At 48.0% G+C, this 12,471-nt stretch carries 10 protein-coding genes; 3 read left to right on the forward strand and 7 right to left on the reverse strand.

Annotated features, from left to right (window positions below; translation table 11 throughout):
* The first annotated feature begins 65 nt into the window (after positions 1–65).
* Positions 66–248 (forward strand): DUF1128 domain-containing protein, encoded by a 183-nt coding sequence (locus M1D90_RS17925; protein WP_031304963.1) that lies wholly within the window; start codon positions 66–68, stop codon positions 246–248.
* A gap of 38 nt (positions 249–286) precedes the next feature.
* Here M1D90_RS17925 and M1D90_RS17930 read toward each other — a convergent pair whose 3' ends face one another.
* On the reverse strand, positions 287–802 hold the full coding sequence (locus M1D90_RS17930; RefSeq protein WP_020450564.1) for a type 1 glutamine amidotransferase domain-containing protein: 516 nt from the start codon (positions 800–802) through the stop codon (positions 287–289).
* Positions 803–1,031: 229 nt separating this feature from the next.
* Here M1D90_RS17930 and M1D90_RS17935 point away from each other — a divergent pair, with 229 nt between their 5' ends.
* Positions 1,032–5,369 carry a multifunctional 2',3'-cyclic-nucleotide 2'-phosphodiesterase/3'-nucleotidase/5'-nucleotidase gene (locus tag M1D90_RS17935; protein ID WP_456282935.1) on the forward strand — a complete coding sequence of 1,446 codons (4,338 nt, stop codon included), beginning with the start codon at positions 1,032–1,034 and terminating at the stop codon, positions 5,367–5,369.
* 41 nt (positions 5,370–5,410) lie between these two features.
* Here the strand turns inward: M1D90_RS17935 and M1D90_RS17940 are convergent, their stop codons facing one another.
* Positions 5,411–6,094, reverse strand: coding sequence for an NAD(P)H-dependent oxidoreductase (locus tag M1D90_RS17940; RefSeq protein ID WP_020450562.1), 684 nt, complete (start codon positions 6,092–6,094; stop codon positions 5,411–5,413).
* 130 nt (positions 6,095–6,224) lie between these two features.
* Here M1D90_RS17940 and M1D90_RS17945 point away from each other — a divergent pair, with 130 nt between their 5' ends.
* Positions 6,225–6,617, forward strand: coding sequence for a winged helix-turn-helix transcriptional regulator (locus M1D90_RS17945; RefSeq protein ID WP_396279037.1), 393 nt, complete (start codon positions 6,225–6,227; stop codon positions 6,615–6,617).
* On the opposite strand, the gene M1D90_RS17950 is transcribed toward M1D90_RS17945, so the two are convergent.
* From M1D90_RS17950 to M1D90_RS17970, 5 genes are all read right to left on the reverse strand, one after another.
* Complete coding sequence (locus M1D90_RS17950; RefSeq protein ID WP_154495848.1) at positions 6,614–7,504, reverse strand: alpha/beta hydrolase; 891 nt, start codon at positions 7,502–7,504, stop codon at positions 6,614–6,616. The genes M1D90_RS17945 and M1D90_RS17950 overlap by 4 nt on opposite strands.
* A 101-nt stretch (positions 7,505–7,605) precedes the next feature.
* On the reverse strand, positions 7,606–8,901 hold the full coding sequence (locus M1D90_RS17955) for a nucleotide sugar dehydrogenase (RefSeq protein ID WP_023855862.1): 1,296 nt from the start codon (positions 8,899–8,901) through the stop codon (positions 7,606–7,608).
* Positions 8,902–8,986: 85 nt separating this feature from the next.
* Entirely contained in the window at positions 8,987–10,051 is a 1,065-nt protein-coding gene (locus tag M1D90_RS17960) for a Gfo/Idh/MocA family protein (protein WP_023855861.1), read from the reverse strand.
* A complete protein-coding gene (locus tag M1D90_RS17965) occupies positions 10,048–11,157 on the reverse strand; it encodes a DegT/DnrJ/EryC1/StrS family aminotransferase (RefSeq protein WP_128822940.1) in 1,110 nt (369 codons plus the stop codon). Before M1D90_RS17965 ends, M1D90_RS17960 begins: the two co-directional genes overlap by 4 nt.
* Before the next feature lie 121 nt (positions 11,158–11,278).
* Positions 11,279–12,361, reverse strand: coding sequence for a glycosyltransferase (locus tag M1D90_RS17970; RefSeq protein WP_020450556.1), 1,083 nt, complete (start codon positions 12,359–12,361; stop codon positions 11,279–11,281).
* Positions 12,362–12,471 lie beyond the last annotated feature (110 nt).

Raw genomic sequence — 12,471 nt, forward strand, 5'->3', positions numbered from 1 at the left:
ACTACAAAATCAGTGAGAAAGGATGTGCCTTCTTGTCAGAGCAGAAAACAGCCGAGCTTAACAAAATGATCGAAGAGATCTCGCAAAAACTAAACATGCTGAACATCGGCGTCATCAAAGCTGAAGCCTTCAGCAATGAAAAGCTTGAAGATCTTGAATACCTGCACAAAATGGTGATGAAAAAGAAATCTTTCAGTCCGAGCGAAATGCAGGCAATCGCAGAGGAACTGGCTGCACTCCGAAAATAAACATAAAAAAGACCGGAAATCTATTCCGGTCTTTTTCATTAGCCGAGCAGCTTCAAAGATTCGCGTGTAAACGCAGGGATGTCGTCAGGCGTCCGGCTTGTGACAAGCTGGTTCTGGCAGACGACAACTTCCTCGTCCTTAAATTGAACCCCGGCGTTTTCCAAATCGACTTGAATCGATGTGTAGCCTGTTGCACTGCGTCCGTCCAGAGCCTTGGCGGTGATTAAAAGCTGCGGGCCGTGGCAGATCGCAAACACCGGTTTTTTGTCATCCATAAAGGATTTCGCAAACGATACGAAACGCTGGTCGGCTCTGAGAATATCCGGCGAAAATCCGCCCGGAATCAACAGCGCGTCAAAATCGGCCGGGCTGACTTCATCAATGGACGCATCTGTTTCCACTTGCGCCTCGCCTTGCTTGCCTTTCAGCGTTTTGCCTTTCTCTTTTTCAATAACCGTAAGCTGGTGCCCTGCGTCTTTGAACGCTTTCGCAGGCTCGGTATACTCCGAATCCTCAAAGTAATCTGTCAGAACAACTGCAATGTTTTTGCTCATATTGATCACCCTCCCAAAAGCTTCTGTCTACATAAATCCATTTCCCCCTGCCACACTAAATAAAACATCCGCACGTTCCTCGCGACAAAGTACCTAAGTCACCCGGCAGACAGGGACAGACTTTGGAATCATTTTCTGAGTGTTTACAATATTCGCAACGAAAGTTCTACAAAACTTTACAAAAAGTTCTTACAATAGAAATTGTTACTCTAATCTGAAAGGTGGAGAAATGGTGGGAATACAGAAAAGACGGTTTTCAAGGAAAAACATTCTCCGTATTCTGCTAACCTCAGTGATGATACTCAGTTTACTCATTCCAAACACCCAGACATATGCAGAAGAACCAAATGAACACCCGCTGATCAACCTCAGCATCCTGGGTACGACAGATATCCACGCCCATATCATGGACTATGACTACTATGCCGACAAAGAAACGGCAGAATTCGGACTGGCCCGCACGACTCAGCTGATCGAAAAGCACCGGAGCCGGAATCCGAACACGATTCTTGTCGACAACGGCGACTTAATTCAAGGGAACCCTCTAGGGGAATATATCTTCAAACATGAACGTGAAGCAATTATCTCCGGAACGAAAACACACCCGATCATTGATGTCATGAACAAACTGCACTATGACGCCGGCACGCTCGGAAACCACGAATTCAACTATGGCCTTGAATTCCTTGACGGCACGATAAAAGGCGCCGAATTTCCCATCGTCAATGCCAATATAAAAACATCGGACGGAAAGAACAAATATACGCCATATCATATTGAAGAGCGGACGCTGACGGATGAAAGCGGCCAAAAGCACCAGCTTAAAGTCGGCTACATCGGCTTCGTTCCGCCGCAGATTTTAACATGGGATAAAAAGCATCTGGACGGCAAAATCACGGTGCAGGACATCACCGAATCAGCGAAACAAACGATTCCGAAAATGAAGCAGGAAGGCGCCGACGTGATCATTGCGATCGCCCACTCCGGAATTGAAAATGGCGAACAGGCGGCGGGAGCAGAAAACGCCGTATATGACCTGGCTCTCAAGACGGAAGGAATAGATGCGATCATCTCCGGACACCAGCACGGTCTGTTCCCCGGTACCGACTATCCAGGAAATGGCGTGATCGACAATCAAAAAGGAACGATCAACGGCATCCCTGTCGTCATGCCGAAAAACTGGGGCAGCCATTTAGGAATCATCGATATGCAGCTTGAACAGGACGGCAGCAAATGGACAGTGAAAGATGCCAGCGCAAAAACGGAAGCGATTGCCGGAAATGTGACGTCACGACACGAAACCGTCGTTTCCACGATTAAAGACACACACGAAAAAACGCTTGAATACGTCCGCGCGCCGGTTGGCCAAACGGAAGCCGATATTAACAGCTTTTTCGCACAAGTAAAAGACGATCCTTCGATTCAGATTGTCACAGACGCACAAAAATGGTATGCGGAAGATGTCATGAAGGGAACGGAATACGAAAACCTGCCGATTTTATCAGCGGGCGCGCCATTTAAAGCAGGAGGGCGCAACGGTGCTGATTATTATACAAACATTAAAGCAGGAAACCTTGCGATCAAAAACATCGGCGATTTGTATTTGTACGACAATACGCTCTATATCGTCAAGCTGACGGGAAGCGAAGTGAAGGACTGGATCGAAATGTCGGCCGGGCAGTTCAACCAGATCGACCCTTCAAAATCGGGTGAACAGGCGCTCCTCAACCCCGATTTCAGGTCGTATAATTTCGATGTCATTGACGGTGTGACCTACCAGATCGATGTCACACAACCGGCAAAATACAATGCGTCAGGCGGGGTGAAAAATCCGCAGGCCAACCGCGTCAAACAGTTGTCTTACAACGGAAAAGCCGTCCGCGACGATCAGGAATTCCTTGTGGTCACAAATAATTACCGCGCGTCCGGGGGCGGCGGATTCCCGCATCTGACGCAGGACAAAGTCGTTTATGCGGCGGCTGATGAAAACAGGCAGGTGCTCATGAACTACATCATGGAAAAGAAAACGGTCAATCCTGCCGCCGATAACAACTGGTCGATCGCTCCGATTAAAGGAGCCGATGTGACATTCGAATCTTCTCTCCTCGCCAAACCGTTTGCTGAAAATGCGAAGGACATCGATTTTGTCAGAGAATCCGAAAACAGCGGATATGGCGTCTATAAGCTGAACTTTGAAGGTACAGAGCCTCCGGTTGATAATGGAAACTGGACGTTAACAGTCATGCACACGAACGACACGCACGCCCACCTTGATGAAGCGGCAAGGCGCGCTGCCAAAGTGAAAGAAATCCGCAGTGAAGCAGAAAACAATGTGCTGCTCGATGCCGGCGATGTCTTTTCCGGTGACTTGTATTTTACAAAATGGAACGGACTCGCCGATTTGAAGCTGATGAACATGATGGGCTATGACGCCATGACCTTCGGCAACCATGAATTTGATAAAGGGCCGAAAGTGCTCGCAGACTTTCTGAGCGGAAACAATGCGGCCGTCGATCCGTTAAACAGACACCAGCTGGAAAAGCCCGATTTTCCAATCGTCAGCTCCAATGTCGATGTATCAAAGGAGCCTCAGCTGCGAAGCTTTCAAAAAGAGCCTGCACTCTTAACAGCAGGAGAAAAGAAAGAAAGCGGCATCTATCCTTATATTCTGCTTGATGTAAATGGCGAGCAAGTCGGCGTATTCGGCCTGACGACGGAAGATACGTCATATACGTCAAGCCCCGGACCGAACATTGCGTTCCATGACGCTTATCTGTCAGCGGAGAAAACGGTCAAGGAACTGAAAGAAAAAGAAAAGGTCAACAAAATCATCGCCCTCACCCACCTCGGCTACAACCGGGATCTGGAGCTGGCCAAAAAAGTGAAGGGCATCGATTTGATTATCGGCGGGCATACGCATACACTCGTCGATCATTTAAAAGTGGTGGAGAGCGAAGAACCGACAATCGTCGCCCAAGTGAAAGACTACGGGCAGTTTTTAGGACGGGTCGATGTTGTGTTTGATGAGAAAGGCGTCGTTCAAACGGATCAATCAAGGTTCAATTTGATCGCGATTGACGGCAAAGTGGACGAAGATCCTCCAGCGAAAGAAGTGCTTGACGGCTTTAAAGAAGATATTGACGAACTGAAGAAGAAAAAAGTAGGCTATGCCGATGTCCCGCTTGACGGAAAACGCGAGCATGTCCGCTCAAAAGAAACCAACCTCGGCAATTTTATCGCGGACGGCATGCTGAAGAAAGCAAAACAAGCCGGCGGGGCTGACATCGCCATCACAAACGGCGGCGGAATCAGAAGCGGTATTGCCAAAGGCGACATCACACTCGGCGATGTGCTGACGGTCATGCCGTTCGGCAACACCCTTTATGCCGCTGATTTGACGGGTGCGCAAATCAAAGAAGCGCTTGAGCACGGGGTGAGCCAAGTCGAAGAAGGCGGAGGCGCGTTTCCGCATGTCGCGGGTTTATCCTTCACATTTACACTGAGCAAGCCAAAAGGTGAGCGCATCCTTGATGTGAACCTTGTCAATGACAAAGGGGATGCTGTTCCGCTCGATTTGGACAAAACCTACCGTGTGGCTACAAATAAATTCATGGGCGGCGGCGGAGACGGCTATTCCGTTTTTAAAGAAGCGAAAAACGGTGTCGATCTCGGTTTTACCGATTACGACATTTTTACAGAGCAGCTTGCCTTGTACGATTCTGTTTCACCGAACATCGAAAACAGAATCACAGAAGTGTTCCTTCCTGACCGTCAGACAGACGGCACTTGGACGCTTGCGGAAAAACCGTTCGAAACATACGCGAAAAACGCAAATCAGGTGATTGCTTATTTCCCTGACACAGAAAAAGACCACATCAAGCTGAATATGACAAAAGCACAGACTGACCTTGTCAAAGAAAGAACTGATGATCCAAGTATCACCCTGAAAAACGATCGCATTGCGATGCAGCTTCCAGCCGTTAATCTGGCAAGCGAAAAGACTAAAATCAGCATCAAAATCGCCAAGAATATCAAACAGGCGGTCACAAAGGTATATGATTTCAACATTCAGCAGAATGGAAAAACGGTCAGCACATTTAAAGAACCTGTCGGACTGTTTTTCCAAGTCGAGGCTCCTGACAAACATTTGAGCGTCTATTATGTCGACCGCAAAAACAACAGCTTCACAAAAGTGACAAACGGCTATACGAAAGGCCGTACCGTTGCAGGCTATGTCGACCATTTCAGCGAGTATACCGTGATGAATGACAAAGATGCCGGGTCTCCTTCACTTCCGCCGGGTTCAGGCGATGATGACGGTCCGGATGGCGGCAGCGGCGGTCAACCCCCTGCTTCGCCCGGCGCCGGAAGCGGCGGAGACGGATCAGGCGGTCATGGCAGCGGCGGGTCAGATGACGGAAATGAACCTTCAGATGGTTCAAACGGCGGGTTTTTGCCTGACACCGCTTCAAACGCCTATCATTGGCTGATGCTCGGCCTGCTGCTGCTTATATCCGGAAGCGGTCTGTACCTTTACCAAAGGAAGCGGCGCAAACTCCAAATCTAAATAAAAAAGTGCGGTCTGCTAAAGGCAGAACCGCACTTTTTTTATTCAACCCATTTCACGATTTGATCAAGCGCCCGTCTCGTCTTCGGACGCGGTTCTTTCACGCGGTAACCGAAAGCGGCCATGACCGAGATGTCAAAGCGGCCGTCCTCCAACAATCCTTCTTTTTCAAGGATGTCGTGGACTTTGTCGTAGTTAAAGCCTTCAATCGGGCAGGAGTCAATACCGATCAAGGCGGCCGCCGTCATCATGTTGGCTAGCGCGATGTACGTTTGCTTTGATACCCAGTCAAACATCGCTCTGTCGCTTTCGTACAAATGAAAATCGCCGTCTTGGAAACTTTTCAGAACGCCGTCTTCTTTCAGCATATTTTCAATGATGTCCTCCGGCATTTTTTTCACATGCTTTAACTGATCTGCAACATACCCGGAATCATGCCGCATTTCCTTAGCCGTGCGTCCGAGCAGCAAAACGAAATGGCTGGCTGTCGGCAGCTGTCCCTGTGCGCCCCATGAGACCTGGCGCAGTTTTTCACGCAGCTCTTTATTTTGGACGACGACGAACTTCCACGGCTCGAGGCCGACAGAGCTTGGCGACAGTCTGCCCGCTTCTAAAATGAACTGAAAATCCTCGTCTGATATCTTTCTGTCCGGATCAAACTCTTTTGTCGCGTGTCTAAATTGGAATGCGTCAAGAATCTCCTGCTTCTTGGATTGCTGTGTCATGTTCTGTTCTCTCCTTTTGTCTATAGTTTATATTCCTTTCTTAATTTCATTCTAATCATTATAATAGCAATAAGAAAGTACGCACATTTTTGTGGCATAGTATCATTTTTTATACTAAGGAGAGAGGAAAATGAACAAGAATCCGAAGGCATGCGAAACACCGGACGGTTATTCATGCCCGGTGGAAGCAACGATCGATATCATCGGCGGCAAATGGAAAAGCGTCATTCTGTATCATTTGACCGATGATAAAAAACGCTTTAATGAGCTGCGTCGTTTAATTCCCGCCGTGACACAGCGGATGCTGACCCTCCAGCTTCGCGAACTTGAGCGCGACGGCATCGTCTGCCGCACGATTTATAAGCAGGTTCCCCCGAAAGTCGAGTACAGTTTAACTGAGTTCGGCAAGACGCTGATTCCGATCATCAGTCAAATGATGAATTGGGGAGCTTCCTATGCCGGCAAAATCAAGGAAGCGCGCCAACGATCGGCTGCCGCTGAAATGCTGGAATCGCAAGGCTAATTGGCCGGCTCGATTTTCAAGAGAAAGTCTTTGATTCTGCTTAAGTATTCTTCAGGATCGTGGCGGAATCCGCCGACATGTCCCGCGCCTTCAATCAAATACAGTTTCTTTATCCCTTTTTTCCGGTCATACAGGCTTTTGGCCATTTCCGGCGGAACAAGCTGATCATTTGTGCCGTGGATGATAAACAGCGGCGTGTCTGACTGCTCAAGATTGCTGACCGGCGATATGTCGGCAAGGCTCCAGCCATGGCGCCGTTTGATCAGCCCGCTTGCCAACGGGATGAGAAACGGCACGGACAATTTGACGGCGGCTTTCAGCTGAAAGCGGCATAGCTCTGTTAAATCGCTGAAGCAGGAATCGGCAATACAAAACTTGATTCTCCTGTCCTGTTTCATCAGCTCGATGGCAGCCGCGGCTCCTAGCGATTCGCCAAGCACTCCGATCCAAAGGTCTTTGCCGAACCTGTTCTCAAGCTCGTCAGCCCACCTCGCCAAATCGTCCTTTTCGTAAAATCCGTAAGAAACGTGTGAACCGCCGCTCAATCCGTGGCACCTGCTGTCGCAAAGCAGAACATTGTAGCCGATGGACTGGAACAGCTCGACGTATTTATACCCTCCAAACAGCGACCACTTGATGCCGTGGGAAACGATGACGGCTTTCCTGCTCTTTTGAACGGGAAAAAGCAGCGCATGCAGCCGGCATCCATCCCCCGCCGTCAAAAACAGCTCTTCTTTGTCGTGTGACTCAAACACATCATCGATGATCTCGCCGTGTTTGAGTCCGCTGAAAAAGGTTTCTTCATATGTGCTCCTGTTCGGCATAACAAACAAATAGCTGACAATCAAACTGACGGCAAAAATACTGATCCCAATTCCAAAGACCATCAACAAAACTCCGATCCACACGGCCCTCACCCTTTACGTTCTTGTTTTAACTTATTGTATTCCGAACGGGTCTGGGCGTGAGTCGCGGAAAAAAATTGGCGTCAAGAGCACCCGTTTCCGAGCTGGATGACTTTCGCTTTTCCTGCTGCTTCTCTCAACACGCCTCTTGTATCAAATATCACGGTTGCATGGTTTAGTAACAGCTCTTTCGGAAGTGCGTCATGATCGGTCAAAACGACAACACAGTCGTACGCTTTCAGCATCTCTGAATCTATCGGCATGCTTGCCATTTTTTTGCCGCTGAGGTCGAGTTCCGGAACGTGCGGATCATGGTAGGAAACATCAGCCCCCATGCCGATCAGCTTCTCTATAATATCAAGCGATTTTGATTCGCGGACATCCGCTATATTACGTTTATAGGTGACGCCATAGATTAAAATGCGGGCGTCTGTCGCCTTATCTTTCCCTGCCAGTTGCAAGGAACGCTCTGCGATATAGCGGACGATTCTATCATTTGTCGCTTCCGACAGCTCGATAAAGTCGCTCGATAAACCGCTTTGTTTCATGACAAACTGCAAATACAGCGGATCGACGGGGATGCAATGGCCGCCGATGCCGGGACCTGGATAAAACGCCGCAAAGCCGTACGGCTTCGTGCTTGCCGCCTCGATGACTTCCCATACATTCACCCCGAGCTTGTCGCATATCATCGCGAATTCATTAATGAATGAAATATTAATAAACCGGTACGTATTTTCCAGCAGCTTTGTCAGCTCCGCTGTTTCAGGCGATGTGACAGGCACAACCTCTTCATAAATGCCGCTGTATAATTGATGCACCTTTTCAAGGCATGCCTCCGTCGCGCCTCCCACTACCTTCGGCACGACTTCAATCGGGAATTGATTGCCCGGATCAACGCGTTCTGGAGAATAAGCCAAATAAAAATCCTTTCCGCATACAAGGCCGCTTTCTTCGAGGATCGGTTTGACGATGTCCCTTGTCGTACCCGGATATGTCGAGCTTTCCAACACAACGAGCTGCCCTTTTTTCAAGTGCCCTCCAATCGATTGCGCCGCTCTTTTCACATAAGTCAAATCAGGACCCGCATCATCATTCAGCGGCGTCGGTACGCAGATGATGACGGCATCCGCTTCGCCGATTAAACCGTAGTCCGAAACAGGACGAAAGAAACCGGTGCCTATTCCGTCCTGCACCGCTTGATCGTTGATATCTGAAATATAGCTGTTCCCTTTCCGTAATGCCTCGACTTTCTTTTTATCCAAATCAACACCGATAACCCGAATTCCTTTTGATATCAACAACATGGCCAAGGGCAGACCGACAAACCCCAAGCCGATGACCGCTATCGTTTCGTTATGCATTTCCTGTTTGCTCATTTATCAAATCGCCCCTTCTGTACATTCCTTTAATAAACTATGTTTTAAATCTTTTTTTGAAAGGGACGATCTACCAAATCAAAACCTATTTATTTTTCATATCAGATGTTTGAAACGAAGAAAGAGGCAGCTGCACCGGCTGCTTCTGCAGCACAGACTGGTAGATTCCAAAAATCGTTTCAATCGCCTTTTTCCCTTCATAGCCGTCAACCAATAGTGTGTCTTGGCGCTTGACGGCGCTTATAAAGTTTTGATACATAGCGGTTTGTTCGCCGCTGAGATCAATCAGCTGCGCCGCTTCTTCAGCAGCATCCTTCTCCCCGTGGATATACCAGCGGCTGATCCGGTTTAATGCCGGGCCTTCCAATGAAATCGTTCCATGTTCTCCAAAAATCGAGAGAGAGCTTCCGATATTGTTTGGCTGTGTGACGATATTCGCTTCTACTACTCCTTTCGCCTGACTGGCAAACGTCAGAACACCGACAGCAACATCTTCCGTTTCTTTTGCTCCGGAACCGCCCAGTATATCTCCGTAAACGCCTTTTACATCACCTAAAAACCATTGCAGCAGATCGATCAGATGTATCCCTTGATTGACCAGCATCCCGCCGTCTTTTTCCCAGCTTCCCCGCCAGGTTGCCGCTTCATAATAAGCGGGTGACCTGTTTAAGCGAAGCGATACTGTGCCTAAGTAGATCCTTCCCAGTTTTCCTCTCTCAATCGTTTCCTTCAGTTTTTTCATGATCGGCCGGTGGCGCATCTGGTGGCAGACCATGAGCTTCAGCCCGTTCTGTTCCGCCAGTTCTATCAGCTCATCGGCATCCTGTAATGACAAGGTCATCGGTTTTTCGACGATGACGTGCTTGCCTGCCTGCAGCGCAGCTTTGGCCATTTCGGCGTGCAGTCCCGAAACCGCCGCAATAATGACCGCTTCTATTTTAGAATCTGAAAGCAGCGCTTGATACTGCTGATAACGGGTCATTCGGCTTTCATCTCCGGCGAAGGAAGCATAGTATTGTTCCGCCTCCTTCATCCGTTCTTCCTGCAAATCACTGACGGCCGACAACTTTGCATCACCGCACCCGGCCAGTGCTTGAAGATGTTTTCTTGACATATAGCCGCAGCCGATTAAACCGAAATGAACCGTCACTTTCCCCCTCCTCCTTTTTTCAGCAGCGCGGAAATAATTTGCTCTTGTTCCTCAGCGGCTAGAAAAGGATCCATCGGAATCGCGAAAAGGGTTTCGGACAAGGACTCGGCTATAGGGAAATCGCCTTTTTTGTACTGCAATGAAGAATAGACCGTTTGCAAATGAAGGCAGCAAGGATAATACACGCCAGAATGAATGTTCTGCTCTTTCAGCGATTGAATGAATTCGTCGCGGTCTTTCGCGCCGATACAATAGAGATGATAGATATGTGTGCGGTCTTCTTTCTCAGCCGGCAGTGTGAGATGCTCCGCCGTTTTCAAACCTTCCCTGTAGCGGCTGGCAACTTTTCTTCTTTGTTCATTCCAGCCGTCGATTTTCTCAAGAAGAATGAGCAAAGCAGCGGCATGTAATTCATCAAGACGGCTGTTGAAACCGATTTTGTCATGGAAGTATTTTTTGCTTGTGCCATGGGTTCTGAGTGTTCTTAATTGCCGGGCCGCATCCGGATCTGAAATCGTCACCATTCCCCCGTCTCCCAACGTTCCTAAGTTTTTTGTCGGGAAAAATGAAAAACAGGCGGCATCCCCGATGCTGCCGACAGGACGCCCTTTATATGAAGCGCCGAACGCTTGACAGGCATCCTCAATCACAAGCAGTCCGTGTTTTTTGGCAATCGCCATGATCTCGTCCATATCAGCCGGCTGTCCGAAAATGTGGACGGGAATGATCGCTTTAGTAGCAGGGGTGATCTTTTCTTCTATTTTTTCCGGATCAAGGTTGCAGGTTTCACGATCAACATCAGCAAACACCGGCTTAGCCCCCACCCTTGAGACAGCTTCGGCGGTCGCAAAAAAAGTGAACGGCGTCGTAATGACCTCATCCCCTTTGCCGATACCGAAAGCTTCGAGCGTCAGCACTAATGCATCCGTTCCGTTGGCGACTGCGACCGCTTCTTTTACACCAAGCTTTTCGGCTATTCTTTTCTCCAGCTCTTCAACCTTGGGCCCCAATATATATTGGCCGCTGTCCAACACATGCTCAAACTCTTGTAAAATATCTTGTTTTACCGTTTGAAACTGGCGTTTTAAATTGATTAACGGGATCATCTCTGTTCCTCCTCTAAAATCAAAAAGTTCCAAAATAAGTTATGATGCCTGCCGGTAATTTGGCACGGCTTGATTTTTTTCATAAAAAAAGACCTACTTGTTCAGTAAGTCTTGACCATGCTTATTTGTTAATGCCTAATTTCCCTTCCAGCAGCTGTTTGTTATGAAGGACGGATTTGTCATCGGGACGGTATTTTCTCGCCTCTTCATTGTGCTGATACGACTTTTCAAAGTCTCCTAAATTGTAGTAGCACACGCACATTTGCAAGTGAGGGTACCAAGTGTAATATGCCGGATAGGTGAAGCTCCATTTATTCGAATCAGGCACCAGTGTTGTCGCCAGCTCATACCAGTAGATAGCGGCATTGTATTCCCGCCGCCGCTGAAAGTTATAGCCGATTCTTGAGCATGTTTCAGCACGAGGCGTTTTGGAAAATTCAAATGACTGGAAGAGCGATCTCAGCTCATTATCCAAGTCGCCGAGAAAGCGGTGGCAGTCGGCTTTGTTGATGCAGGCGTATACTTTGTCTTCAATCCATCCTTCTTTCATTTCAATGTTTTTATTGTAGCTTTCAATTGCTTTTTCGTAGTGTCTGTTTTCTCTTAATTCATTTCCGTAGTAAAAATAGTCGCGCGGGGTAAACGTGTCGCCGCGATCGATCTTCTTTTGGTAAATATTGAGGTTTCGTCCGACAGAGTGGCGGATTTTTTTATGCGTCACCGAGATATCGGCATTGATAATGTTCCCGAATACCTCCAAATATTGATGGCAGTCGCCTTTCCATTTAAAGTTTTTCTCCCTTTTCACCAGGCGGTTGCGGCGGTACCTTAAGGTCACATTTCCGAATTCGTCAGTTCCCGCATCATAGTACATGGACACGGAATCAACGGAAGGATCAAGCGTTTCCTTCAACTCTTTTAATTTTTTCTGATCTTTCTCAAGCAACACATCATCCGCATCCAGATAGAGAATATAATCCTTAGTGGCGTGCTTGAACGATTCATTGCGGGCAGCCGCAAAATCGCCGATCCATTCAAAGAAAAAGACGCGGTCTGTGTAGCGCTTCGCAATCTCTACGGTTTGATCTGTCGATCCCGTATCCACAATGTTAATTTCATCTACAATGTCTTTCACTGTATCAAGGCATCTCGCCAATACTTCTTCTTCATTTTTGACAATCATACATAGACTGATTGTAACCAAAGCCTTCACTCCCTGAGACTCTTTTTTAAAATCTACCCATAAAATATGAACCAGCAGCTGATCGCGTTTGTGCCGCTGTCACTGTTTTAGCTTTTCAGGCTGTGCCATTT

It is taken from the genome of Bacillus sp. JZ34, from assembly GCF_053903205.1.

Coding starts and splice junctions, on each gene's coding strand:
- M1D90_RS17940 (WP_020450562.1), bottom strand. CDS start 6,094: ATGACACAGCAATCCAAGAAGCAGGAGATTCTTGACGCATTCCAATTT.
- M1D90_RS17950 (WP_154495848.1), bottom strand. CDS start 7,504: ATGGTCTTTGGAATTGGGATCAGTATTTTTGCCGTCAGTTTGATTGTC.
- M1D90_RS17945 (WP_396279037.1), top strand. CDS start 6,225: ATGAACAAGAATCCGAAGGCATGCGAAACACCGGACGGTTATTCATGC.
- M1D90_RS17930 (WP_020450564.1), bottom strand. CDS start 802: ATGAGCAAAAACATTGCAGTTGTTCTGACAGATTACTTTGAGGATTCG.
- M1D90_RS17935 (WP_456282935.1), top strand. CDS start 1,032: ATGGTGGGAATACAGAAAAGACGGTTTTCAAGGAAAAACATTCTCCGT.
- M1D90_RS17955 (WP_023855862.1), bottom strand. CDS start 8,901: ATGAGCAAACAGGAAATGCATAACGAAACGATAGCGGTCATCGGCTTG.
- M1D90_RS17965 (WP_128822940.1), bottom strand. CDS start 11,157: ATGATCCCGTTAATCAATTTAAAACGCCAGTTTCAAACGGTAAAACAA.
- M1D90_RS17925 (WP_031304963.1), top strand. CDS start 66: ATGATCGAAGAGATCTCGCAAAAACTAAACATGCTGAACATCGGCGTC.